Annotated in this window: 18 protein-coding genes; 8 read left to right on the forward strand and 10 right to left on the reverse strand. The window is 69.1% G+C overall.

The window, feature by feature from the left end; genetic code table 11:
• Window positions 1–10 precede the first annotated feature (10 nt).
• Complete coding sequence (locus tag ACFY2X_RS23720; protein ID WP_389941114.1) at window positions 11–3,277, forward strand: BTAD domain-containing putative transcriptional regulator; 3,267 nt, start codon at window positions 11–13, stop codon at window positions 3,275–3,277.
• Between the two features lie 71 nt (window positions 3,278–3,348).
• Here the strand turns inward: ACFY2X_RS23720 and ACFY2X_RS23725 are convergent, their stop codons facing one another.
• The 4 genes from ACFY2X_RS23725 to ACFY2X_RS23740 all read right to left on the reverse strand — a co-directional run bounded on the left by ACFY2X_RS23725 (window position 3,349) and on the right by ACFY2X_RS23740 (window position 5,933).
• Complete coding sequence (locus ACFY2X_RS23725) at window positions 3,349–3,825, reverse strand: GNAT family N-acetyltransferase (RefSeq protein ID WP_389941116.1); 477 nt, start codon at window positions 3,823–3,825, stop codon at window positions 3,349–3,351.
• Between the two features lie 127 nt (window positions 3,826–3,952).
• The gene (locus ACFY2X_RS23730) at window positions 3,953–4,225 is read right to left on the reverse strand and encodes a hypothetical protein (protein ID WP_389941118.1); all 273 of its coding nucleotides are present in this window, start codon (window positions 4,223–4,225) and stop codon (window positions 3,953–3,955) included.
• A gap of 258 nt (window positions 4,226–4,483) precedes the next feature.
• Window positions 4,484–5,461 carry a D-2-hydroxyacid dehydrogenase family protein gene (locus ACFY2X_RS23735; RefSeq protein ID WP_389941120.1) on the reverse strand — a complete coding sequence of 326 codons (978 nt, stop codon included), beginning with the start codon at window positions 5,459–5,461 and terminating at the stop codon, window positions 4,484–4,486.
• A gap of 103 nt (window positions 5,462–5,564) precedes the next feature.
• Window positions 5,565–5,933 (reverse strand): STAS domain-containing protein, encoded by a 369-nt coding sequence (locus ACFY2X_RS23740; RefSeq protein WP_389941122.1) that lies wholly within the window; start codon window positions 5,931–5,933, stop codon window positions 5,565–5,567.
• A gap of 477 nt (window positions 5,934–6,410) precedes the next feature.
• On the opposite strand from ACFY2X_RS23740, the gene tnpB reads away from it, so the two are divergent.
• From tnpB to ACFY2X_RS23755, 3 genes are read left to right on the forward strand one after another with little or no spacing between them, the layout of a single operon-like run.
• On the forward strand, window positions 6,411–7,793 hold the full coding sequence (gene tnpB, locus ACFY2X_RS23745; RefSeq protein WP_389941123.1) for an IS607 family element RNA-guided endonuclease TnpB: 1,383 nt from the start codon (window positions 6,411–6,413) through the stop codon (window positions 7,791–7,793).
• A gap of 26 nt (window positions 7,794–7,819) precedes the next feature.
• Window positions 7,820–7,951 (forward strand): hypothetical protein, encoded by a 132-nt coding sequence (locus ACFY2X_RS23750; RefSeq protein ID WP_389941125.1) that lies wholly within the window; start codon window positions 7,820–7,822, stop codon window positions 7,949–7,951.
• Window positions 7,952–7,995: 44 nt separating this feature from the next.
• A complete protein-coding gene (locus tag ACFY2X_RS23755; RefSeq protein WP_389941127.1) occupies window positions 7,996–8,451 on the forward strand; it encodes a DUF6789 family protein in 456 nt (151 codons plus the stop codon).
• A 271-nt stretch (window positions 8,452–8,722) separates the two neighbouring features.
• Here the strand turns inward: ACFY2X_RS23755 and ACFY2X_RS23760 are convergent, their stop codons facing one another.
• On the reverse strand, window positions 8,723–9,013 hold the full coding sequence (locus tag ACFY2X_RS23760) for an isoamylase early set domain-containing protein (protein WP_389941129.1): 291 nt from the start codon (window positions 9,011–9,013) through the stop codon (window positions 8,723–8,725).
• A gap of 361 nt (window positions 9,014–9,374) precedes the next feature.
• On the opposite strand from ACFY2X_RS23760, the gene ACFY2X_RS23765 reads away from it, so the two are divergent.
• Window positions 9,375–10,004: a uridine kinase gene (locus ACFY2X_RS23765; RefSeq protein WP_389941131.1), complete on the forward strand. Its 630-nt coding sequence runs from the start codon at window positions 9,375–9,377 to the stop codon at window positions 10,002–10,004.
• Between the two features lie 72 nt (window positions 10,005–10,076).
• Here ACFY2X_RS23765 and ACFY2X_RS23770 read toward each other — a convergent pair whose 3' ends face one another.
• Both ACFY2X_RS23770 and ACFY2X_RS23775 read right to left on the reverse strand, forming a co-directional pair.
• Window positions 10,077–10,361, reverse strand: a complete 285-nt coding sequence (locus ACFY2X_RS23770) for a hypothetical protein (protein ID WP_389941133.1) — start codon at window positions 10,359–10,361, stop codon at window positions 10,077–10,079.
• A 115-nt stretch (window positions 10,362–10,476) separates the two neighbouring features.
• Complete coding sequence (locus ACFY2X_RS23775) at window positions 10,477–10,713, reverse strand: hypothetical protein (RefSeq protein ID WP_389941135.1); 237 nt, start codon at window positions 10,711–10,713, stop codon at window positions 10,477–10,479.
• A 185-nt stretch (window positions 10,714–10,898) separates the two neighbouring features.
• On the opposite strand from ACFY2X_RS23775, the gene ACFY2X_RS23780 reads away from it, so the two are divergent.
• Window positions 10,899–11,777 carry a hypothetical protein gene (locus ACFY2X_RS23780; RefSeq protein ID WP_389941137.1) on the forward strand — a complete coding sequence of 293 codons (879 nt, stop codon included), beginning with the start codon at window positions 10,899–10,901 and terminating at the stop codon, window positions 11,775–11,777.
• Here the strand turns inward: ACFY2X_RS23780 and ACFY2X_RS23785 are convergent.
• A complete protein-coding gene (locus ACFY2X_RS23785; RefSeq protein WP_389941139.1) occupies window positions 11,763–12,956 on the reverse strand; it encodes a hypothetical protein in 1,194 nt (397 codons plus the stop codon). The two genes, ACFY2X_RS23780 and ACFY2X_RS23785, sit on opposite strands and share 15 nt — an antisense overlap.
• 540 nt (window positions 12,957–13,496) lie before the next feature.
• On the opposite strand from ACFY2X_RS23785, the gene ACFY2X_RS23790 reads away from it, so the two are divergent.
• The gene (locus ACFY2X_RS23790) at window positions 13,497–14,312 is read left to right on the forward strand and encodes an SGNH/GDSL hydrolase family protein (protein WP_389941141.1); all 816 of its coding nucleotides are present in this window, start codon (window positions 13,497–13,499) and stop codon (window positions 14,310–14,312) included.
• Window positions 14,313–14,490: 178 nt separating this feature from the next.
• Window positions 14,491–15,003, forward strand: a complete 513-nt coding sequence (locus ACFY2X_RS23795) for a 2'-5' RNA ligase family protein (RefSeq protein ID WP_389941143.1) — start codon at window positions 14,491–14,493, stop codon at window positions 15,001–15,003.
• Between the two features lie 295 nt (window positions 15,004–15,298).
• On the opposite strand, the gene ACFY2X_RS23800 is transcribed toward ACFY2X_RS23795, so the two are convergent.
• Complete coding sequence (locus ACFY2X_RS23800; RefSeq protein WP_389941145.1) at window positions 15,299–15,529, reverse strand: hypothetical protein; 231 nt, start codon at window positions 15,527–15,529, stop codon at window positions 15,299–15,301.
• Window positions 15,516–15,764 carry a DUF6400 family protein gene (locus ACFY2X_RS23805; protein ID WP_389941147.1) on the reverse strand — a complete coding sequence of 83 codons (249 nt, stop codon included), beginning with the start codon at window positions 15,762–15,764 and terminating at the stop codon, window positions 15,516–15,518. Before ACFY2X_RS23805 ends, ACFY2X_RS23800 begins: the two co-directional genes overlap by 14 nt.
• Window positions 15,765–16,086: the final 322 nt, after the last annotated feature.

A 16,086-nucleotide genomic window follows, 5' to 3' on the forward strand; every position in this document is an offset into this window, starting at 1 on the left:
ACAAGGAAGTATGGAAACGGGCCTGAATTTTCGTATGTTCGGCTCGTTCGAGGTCACCGATGCCGCCGGCCACCGGCTCGACCTGGGCACCCGCAAGCAGCGCGCCGTGCTGGCGATGCTGGCTCTGGAGCCGGGAAAGGTCGTCCCACTGGACAGGCTGATCGAGGAACTGTGGGCCGGTGAGGCGCCCTCCAGCGCCACGGGCACGCTCCAGTCCTACATCTCCAACCTGCGCAAGGTGGTGGAGCCCGACCGCAGGCCCCGCACGCCCCCGAAGGTCCTTCTCACCCGCGAGCCCGGCTACCTGCTCGCCGTCGCCCCGGGCCAGATCGACCTGGGGCGCTTCGCCGCCGGCGTCGAGGAAGGACGCCGGGCGCTGGCCTGGGGCGAGCACGCCGAGGCGCGCCGCGCGCTGGACCGCGCGCTGGCCCTGTGGCGGGGTGACCCGCTGGAGGAGTTCGCCGGGCAGGAGTTCGCCCAGCCCGCCATCGCCCGCATGGTGGAGCTCCGGATCGCGGCCGCCGAAGACCGGCTGGAGGCACGGCTGGCGCTGGGCGAGGGCGGTGCATGCGTGCCGGATCTCGAATCACTGGTCGAGGCCCACCCCTACCGCGAACGCGCGTGGGGACTGCTGGTGCTCGCGCTGTACCACGCGGGCCGGCAGGCCGACGCGCTCAACGCGCTGCGCAGGGCCCGCGAGCGGCTGGCCGGTGACCTCGGCATCGAGCCGGGGCCGCAGCTGAGGCGGCTGGAACAGGCGGTGTTCGGGCAGGCGCCGGAGCTGGAGGCGCCGGCCGCGCCGATCGCCCCCCGGCCCGCGGAACCGGTGGTCAGCGAGGGGCTGGTCGCGAGGGAGGCACAGCTGCGCCTGGTGGGCGAGCGGCTGGCCGAGGTACGGCGCGGCCACGGCGGTGTGCTGCTGATCACCGGCGAGGCGGGGATCGGCAAGACCCGGCTCGCCCAGGCCGCCGCCGACGAGGCCGTCGCGCGGGGCTTCCGGGTGGCCTGGGGGCGCTGCCTGGACGGTACGGCTCCCGCCTTCTGGCCCTGGACGCAGATTCTGCGCGAGTGCGGCGCCGACTCGGTTCTCCGCTCCCGGAGCTCCGCCGCGGACGAGGCGGCGTCGCCCGACCATGATCCAGACGTCGCGCTGTTCGAGCTGTACGACCGGGTCGTGTCCGCGCTGACCGCCACCGGCGAGCCGCTCCTGGTGGTTCTGGACGACCTGCACTGGGCCGATGTCTCCTCGTTGCGGCTGCTGACCTTCGTCGCGGGCGAGCTGGCCCGCCACCCGGTGCTCATCGTGGTCACGCTGCGCCCGGAGCCGGGTGAGCACCCCGAGCAGCTTCGCGACACCCTCGGCGCCCTGTCGAAAGAGCGGTCGACCGGGCGCGTGGAGCTGGCCCCGTTCGGCGCCGCCGACGTGTCGTCCTACCTGCGTCTGAGGCGCATCGCGCAGGAGCCGGAGCTGGTCGGGGCGCTGCTGGAGCGGACCGGCGGAAACCCCTTCTACCTGGGCGAGGTGCTGCGCCTTCGGGAGAGCGAGCACGGACTGCTGGACGCGGTTCCCCCGGGGGCGCGTGACGTCATCGAACGCCGCGTCGCCAGGCTCCCCGAGGAGACGCGGAAACTCCTCCGGGCGGCGGCGGTCGTCGGCCGCGACGTGGAGATCGACCTGCTCGAAGCCGTCACCGGAACCCCCGTCGAGCAGGTGATGTCGCTGCTCGAACCGGCGGTGGCGACCGGCCTGCTGTTCGAGCCGCCCGGCGGCTTCGACTATCGCTTCTCCCACGCCCTGGTGCGTGACGCGCTGCATTCCGGGCTGAGCCGCCTGGAGCGGGCCCGGCTGCACCTGAGGGCCGGAGAGGCGCTGGAGGCTCTGCCGGGAGCCGAACCCGCCCGGCTGGCCCACCACTTCGGGATGGCCTCCAAGGTGGGCGGTGCGGCAAGGGCGGTGGACTACGCCTCCCGCGCGGCCCGGCACGCCGTCGCCCAGCTCGCCTTCGCCGAGGCCGTCGAGCTCTGGGAACTCGCGCTGGCCTGTGTCGCGCCGGACGACGAGGCGGGCCGGTGCGCCGTGCTGACCGAGCTGGGGCGGGCCCGCCGTACCGCGGGAGACGCCGCGGGGGCCTTCCGCGACCTGAACGAGGCGATCGGCCTGGCCCGGCGTGCGGGGGACAGAGCGGCGCTGATCTCGGCGATCATCGTATTCGGCGGGTTGTCCGTGTGGAACTGGCGCCCCTACGGCGTGGTGGACCACGAGATGGTCGCCGTGCTGGAGGACCTGCTGGCAGGCCCGATGGACGAGCGCGACCGGGCGGCGGTGCTGGGCACACTGAGCATGGAGCTGTACTACGGGCCCCGCCGGGCCGAGGGCGAGCAACACGCGCGGGAGGCCGTGGAGATCGCCCGCCGTCTGGGCGACCGGGATCTGCTCGCGCGCACCCTGAACAACTATCTCCTCTCGGGGTGGGTGCCCGACCACAACGCCGAACGGCTCCTGGCCGCCGAGGAGATGCTGGCCATCCCGGAGCTTCCCCGGGCGGCCCAGATCGTGGCGAGGGTGCTCCGGATGGCCTGCCTGCTGCGCGCGGGGAATCTGGCGGAGTGGGACCGCGAGCTGGCCCGGTGCGAGCGGACCCTGGCCGAGGTGCGCCGCCCGGAGCTGGAGGCGACGGTACGCGTCGCCCAGACCGCCAGATACACCGTCGAGGGTCGCTGGGCGGACGCGGAGGCGCTCGTCGGCCGGTTCGGCGAGGTGCGGTACGGCTCAAGCCTCTGGGGTGCCGAATACCGCAGGCTGGTGGCCCTGTTCACCTGCAGGCGCGGGCAGGGGCGGGTCGCCGAGATGCTCGACGAGCTGGTCACGGCGGCCGAGCAGCCGCTGATGGTCCCGCTGCGGCCGGTTGCCGTCCTGGCCACCCTGGACACCGGGAAGGACGACCTCGCGCGTGACCTGATCGAGCGATGGGGCACCGAGATCAGGCAAGACTGGATCGCCGATTTCCTCACCCCCGTCTGGGGGCTCATCGCGGCCAGGCTCGGTGTTCCCGACCCCGGCGACCTCTACGACAGGCTCCTGCCGTACGCGGACCAGCTGATCGTCTGTGGCACGGGCAGCGCGGGCTGGGGCTCCACGCATCAGGTGCTCGCCGAACTGGCGGCGCGGCTGGGCCGTACCGCCCGGGCGAGGGAGCACGCCCGGGCGGCGGTCGAGGCGCACCGCCGGCTGGGCTTCGCCTACTGGGAGGAGCAGAGCCTCAAGCTGCTGCGATGACCCGTACGCCCGGACGGGCCCGGGTCCATGCGCGCCGGGGACGATCCGCGTCTCTCGCGGCGGGCCCGGTGTCAGCCGTCGGCGGCGGCGAGTTTTTCGAGTGCCGGTCCCGTGAGCCGGTACATGACCCATTCGTCGAGCGGTGCCGCGTCGAGTGAACGGTAGAACTCGATGGCCGGGGTGTTCCAGTCGAGAACCGACCATTCGAACCGGCCGTACCCGCGTTCCACGCAGATGCGGGCGAGCTCGGCGAGCAGTTCCTTCCCGTACCCGTGTCCGCGGTTGCCGGGGTGGACGAAGAGGTCTTCGAGGTAGATCCCGTGCCTGCCCAGCCAGGTGGAGTAGGACACGAACCAGATGGCGTACCCCGCGACCCGCTCCCCGTCGGTGGCGACATGGCAGAACACGGCGGGCGTGGCGCCGAAGAGCGCGTCGTGCAACTGCTCGGCGGTGGTCTCGACCTTGTCCAGCGCTTTTTCGTACTCCGCGAGTCCACGGATCATATCGATGATCGCCGGAACGTCGTCCGGCGTTGCGGGGCGAATCATGCCGGAAGTCTAGTTTCCGGGCCGGGGATCGACGCAGGGCGGCATCCACCAGGCGGGCGGCCTGGAAACGCGCTGTCTGGAAACGGCCGGTGCCGAAGCACCGGCCGGGGCGCCCGGAAGGGCTCCGCTAGGACTCCGCCAGTGGTTCCTGCCGCAGGCTGATGCGGGTCGCGCACTTACGGATCTGTGCTTCGTCGAACTGCTGGATGCCGGGAATCTGCAGCAGGCCCGCCTGCAGGGCCTCGTACACCTCGTCGACTGGCCGGCCGCCGTGCGAGGCACTGATCCGCTGCACCACCTGAGTGGCCCGGACGTCGAACTCGGACCTCTTCCCGGTGGCGGCGCGCATGGCCACGTCACGCAGGGCGGCGTTGTCCATGGTGATACGGACGCGAGACATCCTCGGTTCCCCCCGAAAAACATAGGTTTCACGGGACCGGTCTCGATAGCTCGTTTTCAACCTGATCAAGGGTTTGATCTATGCCCTGACCTGCTAAAACGTGATTCCGGTCCCGGAGGGGAGTGTCTCACGGCGGATCATCAAGACTCGCCATTCACGGGCCACACACGGGCCAATGACCCGGATTGTTTTACCTGTTCGTGGCCGGTGCGACGACTGGGGCAGATGGCCCGCCCCGCTCGGGCCTTTGCCGGCCGATCAGGCCAGCCGGCGGATCGGCTCCCCGGAGAGGAAGGCCTCGATGTCCTGTACGGCTTCGCCGTAGTAGGTGCGGTAGTTGGCCTGCGTGACATATCCGAGGTGCGGGGTGGCCAGCACGTTGGGCAGCGTGCGCAGGACGTGGTCGTGCGCGAGCGGCTCGGTCTCGAAGACGTCCAGCCCAGCGCCGGCGATCCGGCCTGTCTCGAGGGCCTCGACCAGGGCACGCCGGTCGACGATCGCCGCCCGGGAGGTGTTGATCAGATAGGCGGTCGGGCGCATCAGAGCCAGCTCCTTCTCGCCCACCAGGCCGCGGGTGCGGTCGCTGAGGACGAGGTGGACGGAGACGATGTCGGACTCGGCGAGGAGCGCCTCCTTCGAGGGCGCGAGCCTCACCCCCAGCTCGCCGGTCCTCTCCTTCGTGAGGTTCTGGCTCCAGGCGATCACGTCCATGCCGAAGGCCTGGCCGACCCTCGCGATCTGGGCACCGATCTTGCCGAGGCCGAGCAGGCCGAGGGTGCTGCCGTGCAGGTCCGTGCCGACGGTGCTCTGCCAGGGGCCGTTGTGCCGCATCGCGGTGCTCTCGGGGACCAGGTGCCTGGTCAGGCCGAGGATCAGCGCCCAGGTCAGCTCGGCGGGCGGGGTCGAGCCGCTTCCCGTGCCGCAGACGGTCACTTCGTGTGCCCTGGCGGCGTCCAGGTCGATGGAGGCGTTGCGCATCCCGGAGGTGATGAGCAGCCTGAGCTTCGGCAACCTGGCGAACAGCTCCGCGGGGAACGGCGTCCGCTCCCGCATGATCACCACGATCTCGTGGCCGCTGATCGCGTCCACGAGGTCGTCCTGGGAGGCGAAGTGCTCCCGGAAGCTCGTCACCTCCACCGCCGACCAGTCGGCCAGGCCGAGAGCGACACCCTGGTAGTCATCCAGTACGGCACAGCGCAGCATGAGCCCGACACTATCGACCTCGATCTTCCACACACGCGCCGGATCCTCCGGACGCCGCCCGTCCCCCGAACGCGTCGCGGAGCCGCGGGCAGGACCGGAAGGACTCCGTCGAGGCGCCCGGACGGGGCGGCGAGGCTCACCGGACGGCCGGGACGCTTCCTTCGAAGGCCTGCCGCAAGGATTCATCCACGTCGGAGTCGATGGGGAACGCCGCGCCCAGCCGGGTCAGCTCCAGAAGGCGGGCGAGGAACCCGTGGACCCCGGCGAGGCGCAACCAGCCGTTCTGCTCGTAGGTGCGACGTAAGATCGTAAGTAGTGTCCAGACTCCCGCGGAGTCGCAGAAGCCCAGGCCGGTCGTGTCGATGATGACGTGAGTGTGCCCTCCCGCCCAAAGCGCTGCGAATGCCTCCTCAAGCTGTGGGGCCGATAATTTGTCTAGATCACCGATGAGCGCGACCACAGAGAACTGCGGTTGATCGTTCACGGTGATGGAAAGTCGAGTCATGATGCCCAGCTGTCTACGGCTGTTGGAGACAGCGCCCTTATGGGAGCCGCGCGAAGACGGAAACCACTGCAACCACCGTACGCCCATGCTTTACGGCAGTTCAACGGCGAGGGGCCGCACCTTCCGCGGCCGTACCGCCGACCGATGAGGACAAGAACCGGTGGGGGAGGCCTCTGGCCGGGCGGATCGTTTGCCCCCCGCCGTCGGGGGTGTGAACTGTTGATTGTTTTATCGGCGTTTATCAGTTCTTCTCTGGTTTGTTCCGCCTGGAGAGGTGGGTGGCCCGCCAGAAACCCCGTGCCGGCGCACCACGGAAGCATCCGGTCGGCCGTTACCGGTCGCGGAAGCGCCGGAGCGTGGGGTGCGGGTGTCGCGGGCGCGCCGGGCGTGAGTCCTTCGCCGGTCGGGTGGCCGCCGCCCCCCACCCGAGTTAAACTCACAGTGATTGAACGACAACTTCAAGTAAAGGGGTGGAGGGTGGGGCGGATCCATCAGGCCTACCGCTACGCCCTCGACCCCACCCCCGCGCAGGCCGCCGCGCTGGCCTCGCACTGCGGCGCGGCGCGGTTCGCGTTCAACTGGGGGCTGGCCCGCGTCAGGGCCGCCCTGTCCCAGCGGGAGGCGGAGAAGACCTACCAGGTGCCCGAGGAACTGCTCACCGAGGTGCCGTGGTCGCTGTACGGCCTGCGCCGGGCGTGGAACACCGCCAAAGACACGGTCGCGCCGTGGTGGGCCGACAACTCGAAAGAGGCCTACAGCTCCGGCCTGGACGGCCTGGCCCGGGCGTTGACGAACTGGTCGGCGGCGCGGAAGGGCACCCGGGCGGGCGGGCCGGTCGGGTTTCCCCGGTTCAGGGCCAAGCATCGCGCCACCCTGTCGTGCCGGTTCACCACCGGAACCATCCGCCTGGAGACCGACCGGCGCCATGTGACCCTGCCCCGGCTGGGCACCATCAAGACATGCGAGTCCACCCGCAAGCTGGCCCGCCACCTGGAACGCGGCACCGGCCGGATCCTGTCGGCCACCATCCGCGCCGAGGGCGGGCGGTGGTTCGTCGCGTTCACCTGCCAGATCGACCGCGCCGACCGCGCCCCGGCCCGCCCGGACGCGGTGGTGGGGGTGGATCTCGGGGTGAGGGCGCTGGCGGTGCTGTCCACCGGCGAGGTCATCGACAACCCCAAACACCACCGCGCGGCGCTGCGCACACTCCGCAAACTCAACAAGCGGCTCGCCCGCCGCGCCGGGCCGCGCACCCCCGACGGGAGCAGACGCCAGGCCTCCAAGCGCTGGCACAAAACCAAGATTCAACTGGCCAAGGCCCACGCCCGGGTGGCCGGCCAGCGGCGCGACGGGCTGCACCAGCTCACCACCCGGCTGGCGGCGACCTATGGCACGGTCGTGGTCGAAGACCTGAACGTGGCCGGGATGGCGAAGAACCGGCGGCTGGCCCGCGCGATCGCCGATGTCGGCATGGCCGAGGTGCGCCGCCAGCTGACCTACAAGAGCGCCTGGCGCGGCGGGCGGCTGGTGGTGGCCGACCGCTGGTACCCCTCCTCCAAGACGTGTTCCGGCTGTGGCGCGGTGAAAGCCAAGCTCGCCCTGGCGGAGCGCACCTACTCCTGTGCGGCCTGCGGTCTGGTCCTGGACCGGGATGCCAACGCCGCACGTAACCTGGCCGCGTTGGCGGCCCGGTATGAGCATGACGTCGCCCAGAGTTGCGGGGAGACGCGAAACGCCCGTGGAGGAGCGGTAGGCCCCGGTATCCGTGCCGGGCACGCACCGGCGAAACGGGAACCCCTCATCAGGGGAACGCTGCCCCGGCAACGCGGCGGCTCACCGAGCCTCACAGATACATACTGAGAATTGGTGAACGGCACGCGGAAGGCATGGGAACCACCGGTCCGGCGGTGCTCACCGTCAACGCGGGGTCGTCGAGCCTCCAGCTCCACCTCGTCCGGGACGGCCGCGTCCTGCAGCTCGCCCGTGACACCCTCGGGGCTCTCGGTCGCACTCCGTAGACATGTTTAACAGCCGGTCAGGAAAACGCATATGGGGTGAGGTCATGACACAGGACCTTGTGAAGGGAGCCGTCGCGGGCACGGCCGCCACCGCGCTGATGAGCGCGGTGATGCTCGCCGGAGACCGGGCCGGTCTGATGCCGGATCAGCCGCCCAAACGGATCACCCGTGCGCTCCTTCCCGGTCACAAGCACCGGCCCAAGCCGGGTGAGAGAGTGCTCAGCGCGATCGCGCACTTCGGCTTCGGCGCCGCCTTCGGCTCGCTGTTCAGCCTGCTCCATCGAGGACGACGCGCGCCGATCCTCCTCGGCGTCGGCTACGGGCTGGCCATCTGGTTCGTCAGTTACCAGGGATGGGTGCCGCGCCTGGGCATACTGCCACCGATCTCCGAGGATCTGCCGGAACGTCAAGCGGTCATGGCCGCCGGTCACGTGGTGTACGGCACCGCGCTCGCCCTAGCGGTGAACCGGCTCAATCATGAGTCCGGGCATGACGGCTGAAGTCCGGGCATGACGGCTGAAGGGAGATGACCATGGCGCCGGGTGAGGCCGGGCGGCGTGTTCCGCCGCGCCCGTGCCCGCCGGGCCGGTCACTCTCCGCGTCCGGAATCCTCCGCTGGACCCGCATGAGAGTGGGAGGGGGGAGGCCGTCCCGGACAATGGGTTGATCGCGGAGGCGGCGGAACTCTGCCCTGCGGCGCGGCTGGGCTGTGAGCGGCTGCCCGGCCGGGTTTCAGCCGGCGGGCGTGGTGACGGTGCAGGCCGAGGAGCCCTACTGCTTCACCGGGTTCAGGTGGGAGCCATGCTCGTCGTGGTGATCGGCGTCGGCGTCGTCGAACCACACACCGCCGTCGGCGAGGTAGCGGAAACGGATGGGCTGCTGCGATGGAACGGTGAGGCTCACCTGGTAGGTGCCGTTGTCCTTGCGCTGCATCGGGTGGGCGTAGGGGTCCCAGTCGTTGAAGTCGCCGACCAGCGAGATCCCGCCGACGGGCTGATCGACCGGCACGGTGAAGGTGAGTCTGACCTGCCCGTTCTTGGTGGGCTTACCACGCTTGATCATTTAGATTCTCCTGACATCGCTGTCTCCATAGATAGCCGCCCGTAATCGTGGTGACGGTAAGACGCGAAGGTCATGCGGCTCCCTGAGTGCGCGGCCTCCAGGACAGGGCCACGATCGGGAGACCGGCATCCAGTCACGGCCGAGCCGGTGCGATCCACAAGGATCGTTACCGCGAGTGACCGTCAGGCAACCCGAGAGTGCTGACTTTTGAGCGGGATCACGTCCGACTTTGACTAGATCATGGTGGTTGACCGGTTCACGGGAGCAAGGGGAGGGCTTTGCCGGAGAATGGGCGGTCGATAGGTGGTCGGGGCCGGAACGCCCGGCGGCTCGTCCGGGCGCCATCGGTGAAGATGTCCGTGTGGACATACGGCCCATCTCCCCGTCGCTGCTCGTTGAGGAAGTCGCCGATCGGATAGCCTCGGCCCCCCGGCATTCCTGGGTGCGGGTGGTGATCGACGGAGCTCCGGCGGCGCAGCCGGGACGGCTCGCGGGCGCGCTGGTGGATCCCCTCCGGCTCCGAGGTCGTGAGGTCTTCCGGGTGTCCTCGGGTGATTTCCTGCGCCCGGCGTCGCTGCGCTTCGAATGCGGCCGGACCGATCCGGACGCCTTCTACGCCGACTGGCTCGACTTCGGAGCGCTGACTCGCGAGGTCCTCGGCCCGCTTGAGCCCGGCCGGTCGGGGAAGATCCTGCCCACACTGTGGGACGCCACCATCGACAGAGCCACCCGCGCTCCCTACGTCACCGTGCCGGAGGGCGGGGTGTTGCTGCTCGACGGAGCCCTGCTGCTGGGCCGGGGGCTGCCGTTCGATCTGGCCGTGCATCTCTGGCTCTCACCAGGTGCGCTCGCCCGGCGGACCGCTCCGGAGCAGCAGTGGACGTTGCCCGCCTACGCGCGGTACGAGCATGAGGTTCAGCCGGTGAACGTCGCCGACGTGGTCGTCCGTGTCGACGATCTGAGGCACCCGGCGATGGTCGAGAGATCATGAGAGTGGGATCGGCCGGCAGGCGGGGCCGCGTTCGCCGGAACGCGACCTGCCCACGATCGCTCCTGTGCCTGGCTAGACGCCGGCGCGCGACGGCATCCTGCCCTCGGTGTAGGTCGTTTCGGGAGTCTCGGTTTCCCTCGCCTCGACGCCGCCGTGTGTCTCCTCGATCCGCAGGGCGAGGCCCATCGCGAAGAAGGTCGGCGCCCACTCGCCGATGAAGATCCCCCATCGATCCGCTCGGTCCATCCCGGCCTTCTCCATCGTCAGTGAGGAGATCCAGGAGGCGATTGACAGGCCGATGGAGGCGACCCCCGCCGCGTACATCATGCCCGGCCGTACACCCATCCTGTGGAGCATCCTGATCATTTTGTCCCCCTGGTGTTGATTCGTCCTTATCGTTACCCCTTGGTGTCATGTGTAATCGAATGTCGGAAAAGATGGGTTTTTTTGTGCCGTGGGCAGGTGAATCGCGTCAGGAGCCCTGGGATTCCGCATGTTTCGCGTCACCGATCTGTTCAAGCAGTCTTTCGCGCCGAGCCTCCAGCTCGCCGGCCAGGGACTCCTGCTGCTCGGCCATGGTGATCAACGCTGCTCGCTCGTTGACATCGGTCGGACCGATCTCTCCGACCTGCGTGCGCAGGTCGGCGGCCTCGGCGCGCAGTCTCGCCAGATCGCTTTCGACCTGGCGGAGTTCTTCTTGAATGCTCATCCGATGTCCATACCCCCACCTTCGAGGCCGACTCCACGACCCCGGTGCTCTCCCCGGAACCGGTCCTCCGCGCCCGCCCGGCATGCCCTGCCCGGCGCGCCCTACCTGGTGTACTCCGCTCGGTGTAGGCCGGGAGTCTCCCGGCGGGGGATTGCCGGCGGGCCCCGGTGCCCGAGGCTTGGCTCATGCGCGGTTACCAACGGCTCGGATACGGCGTCGCGGTGCTGTTGCTCGCCAGCAGCGCCTTCCATCTGGTCGTCTACGCCATCGACGGCGGCAGCTGGGCGGGGCCGGTGTCGTGGCGCAAGCCGATACTGTTCGGCTTCTCCTTCGGGATGACGCTGCTCAGCCTGGTCTGGGTCGCCGGCAGGCTTCGGCTCACCTCCCGGCGGGGCCGGTGGCTTGTCGGCGCGCTCAGCGTGGCCAGCACTGTCGAGGTCGCGTTGATCGCCGTTCAGCGCTGGCGTGGTGTCCCCTCCCATCTGAACTTCTCCACGACGGCCGACGCGGTCGTGTCCGCGACCCTCGCCGGGTTCGCGTTCGTGGGCCTGATCCCGCCGATCGTCATCATGACGGTGCTCGCGTTCCGCGAACTGGACGCCTCGCCGAGCATGCGCGTGGCGATACGCGCGGGCCTGGCCGTCCTGCTGCTCAGCCAGGTCGCCGGCGGGGCGCTGATCGCCAACGGAAGGGCGATCGGGCTGCCGCCCGAGGCGACCGATCTGTCGATCTTCGGCGCGGCGGGGCAGCTGAAGGTGCCGCACGCGGTCACGCTGCACGCTCTCCAGGTGCTGCCCGTGCTCGCCGCGCTGCTGACGCTCACCACCTGGACCGAGCGTGCCCGGACCCGGCTGGTCGCCGTGGCATCCGCCGGGTACGGCGGGCTGATCGCGGTGAGCGTGCTCCAGGCGGCGAGGGGGCTCGCGCCGGCCGACCTGACGGTGACGTCCGGGGCCGTACTGCTGGTGAGCGTGGCCACGTTCACCGTCGTGGGGATGATGACGCTGGCGAGGGTGAGGCCACCGCGCCGGCGGCACGGATCGGCGTCGTCAATACTGGTGTGACCATCGGGAGATGTCATCCCGGATGAGGTGGAGTTCTCGCAGGGCGCGGGTCGCGCCCGTCCGCCGGGACATGGCGAAGGCCTCATGGGCCACCGAGGCCGAGCGCTCGCCCTCGTGCGCGTCGGCGTAGGCGTGGGCGAGACAGGCCAGGTTGTAGGCCGTCATGTAGGTCGGTGGGGCTCCCGGCAGATCATGCTCCAGGATCTCGATCGCGTCGTCGGGGTGGTGCAGGGTGATGAGGCATCCGGCGGCCAGCGTGTGGTGGAGCCCGAGCGGGTAGTCGAACGCGGAGGGCGTGTCGCCGGTCATGTCCACGGGTGACTCCGCGCTCTCCTCCAGGCGCCGATGGCACATGTCCTCGGCTCCGGCCATGGCGTGACCGTGCGCCTCGTGCCGGTAGGCCATCGTGTCCAGCGGTGTGGGCGGGCCGAGGTGCCTGCGGGCGGCGACGGCGAGGTCGATCACCTGCTCGGGATTGCTCCGGGTGTCCTGCAGACCGGCACGGTGGGCGAGCGTGGAGGCCACGAGCTGCTCGTCTCCGGCCTGATGCGCCGCGAGCAGGGCGCGGTCCGACCACGCCAGCGCTTCCTTGAGGTCGCCGGCCTCGTGGTGCATGCGGCTGATCAGCTCGGCGTCCTGCGAGCTGAGCCGGAGCAGCGTCTGGCGGACGCTTGATCTGGCGTCGCGGTGCAGCCCCTCAAGCGTGTCGAAGATCGGGGCCAGGGCGTTGATCAGGCCGGCCGGGCGAAGATCCGTCCGGGCGTAGGTCCTGAGGACGGCTTCGAAGTAGGCCACGGTCTGGTCGTCGGCCCGGCGAGGATTCTCGATCGCCCGGCCGGTGCGCTCCTCGTCTTCGGGGGAGAACAGCTCCGGCAGCAGCGGGATGCCCGTCAGGTGATGCCAGAGCGTCGTGCCGGCGGCCTCGCCGCTGAACAGCCCTGCCTCGTCCATGTCGAGCGCCCGGCAGAGCAGTTCCGCATACCGCTCGTCCGGCCGCCGCTCCCCGGTTTCCCAGGAGTGGACCATCCATGTGAGTCCCTCCTGGGCGGGCAGGCGATCACGAGTCTCCTCGTCCGCGGCCTCGGCCATCTGCTGTCCCAGTTCTTGCCGGCTCCACATGCGGGCACGTCTGTGGGCGCGCAGGCGGGCAGACCAGATCGGAATGTCGATGGTGATCATCGGTGCATCCTCTCGGCACTTGGGTGGAGAGCCATTCCATCCAGGAATATCCGCCCCTATTCTCCTATGCCACTCAAAATCCTATTATTATGCAAATGACAAAAACTTGGGAAATGGCCTTGGTTGGTAATTTTGGATTCCCATACCAATCAGAGGATGTTGTCCTCCGGTCCGATGAGGTACGACGATCCGAGATCGCCTGGCGGCCGATCGGTGGGGATGTGATCTTTTCTCGGGATTCGTAGTCCGGGCTTGCGAGTGCTCATCTGCAGGCGGTCTGCAGATTTGAGTCGGCCCGAGGTGGATCCGGCGGTTCTTGTCGGGATCGCTCATGGGTGGCGGGCTCCCGGATCGGGCCTATTTGCGATCTTCCGCCCGGCGTCCGGCCGGTGGCCGTTCTCGCCCGCGGGTCCGTCATCCTCCCGGAGGGCAAATATTACAAACAGATCAATATCATGTAATGAGGTCTTGTAAAGCCGGTAAAGCGGGCTGACATTCTGAGCAACGAAGCCGATCGGGGGAGAACCTCAGGAGGCCCGCTTGATCACCCCCCGCCGCATGCTTGCCCTTTTCGCAGCAGTGACACTCGCGTTCGTTCCGGCGACGGCCGTGGCGGACACCTCGTCGGTCCCCGACTCCATGGCCTCGATGGGCGACTCGATCACCCGCGGTTTCAACGCCTGCGGCTTCTACGTCGACTGCCCGTCCAGGTCGTGGTCCACCGGTTCCAACTCGACCGTGAACAGCCACTTCCTGCGGTTCCGGGCCGCGAACCCTTCTCTCGTCGCCTACAACGACGCCCGGTCGGGAGCCAAGGTCGCCGACATGGCCGGGCAGGCCCAGCAGGCCGTCTCCCAGGGCGTCGACTACGTCACGATCCTGATCGGGGCCAACGACGCCTGCGCGTCGTCGGAGGCGAGCATGACCGCGGTGGCCGACTTCGAGGCCAGATTCCGTACGGCGATGCAGACGCTCACCACCGGCCTGCCCGACGCGTCGATCTTCGTCTCCAGCATCCCCGACATCAAGCGGCTCTGGGAGGTCGGCAAGGACAGCTCATCGGCCCGTACCGCCTGGTCCACCTTCAGCATCTGCCAGTCGATGCTGGCCAGGCCTCGCTCCACCGACCAGGCCGACGTCGACAGGCGTGACCGGGTGCGCCAGCGCGTGGCCGACTTCAACGCGGTGCTCGCCAGGGTCTGCGCGGAACAGGCCGCCTGCCGGTACGACGGAGGCGTCGTCTTCGGCTATCCGTTCGCCCTGTCCCACATGAGCACCTGGGACTACTTCCACCCCAACACCTCCGGCCAGCGGTTGCTCGCCGAGATGACCTACTCCGCCGGTTTCGACCGGTGATACGAGCCCGTTCACCGAGGGTCGTCCCGGGGCCGGGGCGATCGAGCTGAGTGGCCGCGTTCGTCACCGGATCGGACCCCGCCGCCGGCGGTGGTTCCGGTGCCCGAACGCGGCCTCGCCGGCCGCCCGGACGGGAGACCGGCGTGGTGACCCCCGTCACGCTGGCTAATCTTCAGCCATGGTCGCCGCTCTGGAGCTCTATCTCGATCCGATCGCCGAGAAGCGGATCAGGACGTTGTGGGACGCACTCGCCCGTGCCGGCGTGCCGACGATGCGAGATCTGCTGGACGGCCGGCACCGTCCTCACGTCTCGCTGATCAGCGCTCCGGAGCTGGACGGTCCCGGGGTGGCCGCGGCGCTGGAGGGCATGGACGCGGCACCACCGCTCGATCTCCGCTTCGACTTCGTCGGGCAGTTCCTGGGACGGGTGCTCTGGCTCGGCCCGGTTCCCACGGCGGAACTGCTGGCTCATCACGCGGCGGTGCACGAGCGGCTCGGCAAGGCAGGGATCAGCGGGTTCGACGTCTACCGGCCTGATCGTTGGGTGCCGCACTGCACGCTGTCCATGCGCGTGCCCCGCCCGATGCTGCTCGAGGGGATCCGGCTGTGCATGGACGTGCTGCCCATAGAGGCGACCGTGGTCGCCGCCGCCGTCGCCGACCATGCCCGTGATTCCCTCACCGCCCTTTGACATCCTCCGATCCCCGAGGACCGGGACTCCCGGATGGAGAGGGCCGGACTCAGCGGGAAGGCCACAGGTAACCGGTCACCTCGACCACCCGGGCCACCACCACCGTCACGGGGTAGGCCCGGGGCTGGTCTGTGTCAGATGTCAGGTGAATGTCAAGCGATGTCAAGCGGGGCAGGTGCGTCCGATAAAAGGGCTTTCCGCTGTTATTTGGGATTTGTCGACTTTTGCTTGATCGGTGGCTTCTGCCGTTCACGGTGGCGCGAGGAGACGGTCGGCGGAGTTTCGGTGCGTTCCCTCAGAAAGGGGCGGTCCCGCCCGCGCCGAAATGGGTCTCGTGGTCCCACACGTGGGTGCATCCGGGGCACTGCAGGTGCAGGCGGCTTCCGGTGTTGCCGATCAGGTAGCGCCAGTGCTCCCCGCAGTTCCGGCCGCCGAGGCAGTCTCCGCAGTCCGTGCTGTCGAAACATCCGGGGCAGGAGACCCATGCCCGGCGTCCCAGGTCCGCGTGCGGATCAATCGGCAGCATGGACGGACCTCCTTCGCGGGAGGACTTCGGCCGCCACGAGCATGTCGTAGATCTCCTGCTGCCGTTCGTCGAGGCCCGAGTAGAGAAGGTCGTAGGCCTCCTCCTCGCCTCGCATCACGGCCAGGGGATCCCAGTCCGGCCCGAGTGCCGTCACGACCGCGGCCCGCCGGCGAGTCTCCTCCAAGGTGAGGTCGATCTCGAAGACGGTGTGTGCGCTGCTGATGTCCTGGCTCATGGCGCGACTTTCCGGTGGGGTGGCGAACATGGCGTCGGTGTGATCGGGGGAGGCGCCTTCCGGGGGCCGGAGGGGACCCGGCCACGGTGCCGGCCGGGAGAGTGGTCCTTTGCGATCACTCGAACATGCGTTGGGATGGGGCTGTCCCTGAAGGGAAAGCCTTGTCCTTTATATACCTTATGTCCATTTTCATGGCCAACTCGTGACACATGTCACGACGGCTTCTGGGTGATCGCCCTCGTCTGCCGCGCCTCCCGGTCCGCGTCGGCGCCGGGCCGGTCGATGCGGGCGCGGCCGGTGTTGTGACTTGCTGATCTTCTGT

The sequence above is a fragment of the Streptosporangium sp. NPDC000396 genome, from assembly GCF_042898655.1.
Lineage (GTDB): Bacteria > Actinomycetota > Actinomycetes > Streptosporangiales > Streptosporangiaceae > Streptosporangium.

Bases quoted from the DNA above. Each gene is read 5' to 3' on its own strand.
- ACFY2X_RS23720 (WP_389941114.1), top strand. From the start codon at position 11: ATGGAAACGGGCCTGAATTTTCGTATGTTCGGCTCGTTCGAGGTCACC.
- ACFY2X_RS23725 (WP_389941116.1), bottom strand. From the start codon at position 3,825: ATGATTCGCCCCGCAACGCCGGACGACGTTCCGGCGATCATCGATATG.
- ACFY2X_RS23730 (WP_389941118.1), bottom strand. From the start codon at position 4,225: ATGTCTCGCGTCCGTATCACCATGGACAACGCCGCCCTGCGTGACGTG.
- ACFY2X_RS23740 (WP_389941122.1), bottom strand. From the start codon at position 5,933: ATGACTCGACTTTCCATCACCGTGAACGATCAACCGCAGTTCTCTGTG.
- ACFY2X_RS23750 (WP_389941125.1), top strand. From the start codon at position 7,820: ATGGGAACCACCGGTCCGGCGGTGCTCACCGTCAACGCGGGGTCGTCG.
- ACFY2X_RS23755 (WP_389941127.1), top strand. From the start codon at position 7,996: ATGACACAGGACCTTGTGAAGGGAGCCGTCGCGGGCACGGCCGCCACC.
- ACFY2X_RS23760 (WP_389941129.1), bottom strand. From the start codon at position 9,013: ATGATCAAGCGTGGTAAGCCCACCAAGAACGGGCAGGTCAGACTCACC.
- ACFY2X_RS23770 (WP_389941133.1), bottom strand. From the start codon at position 10,361: ATGCTCCACAGGATGGGTGTACGGCCGGGCATGATGTACGCGGCGGGG.
- ACFY2X_RS23775 (WP_389941135.1), bottom strand. From the start codon at position 10,713: ATGAGCATTCAAGAAGAACTCCGCCAGGTCGAAAGCGATCTGGCGAGA.
- ACFY2X_RS23780 (WP_389941137.1), top strand. From the start codon at position 10,899: ATGCGCGGTTACCAACGGCTCGGATACGGCGTCGCGGTGCTGTTGCTC.
- ACFY2X_RS23785 (WP_389941139.1), bottom strand. From the start codon at position 12,956: ATGATCACCATCGACATTCCGATCTGGTCTGCCCGCCTGCGCGCCCAC.
- ACFY2X_RS23795 (WP_389941143.1), top strand. From the start codon at position 14,491: ATGGTCGCCGCTCTGGAGCTCTATCTCGATCCGATCGCCGAGAAGCGG.
- ACFY2X_RS23800 (WP_389941145.1), bottom strand. From the start codon at position 15,529: ATGCTGCCGATTGATCCGCACGCGGACCTGGGACGCCGGGCATGGGTC.
- ACFY2X_RS23805 (WP_389941147.1), bottom strand. From the start codon at position 15,764: ATGAGCCAGGACATCAGCAGCGCACACACCGTCTTCGAGATCGACCTC.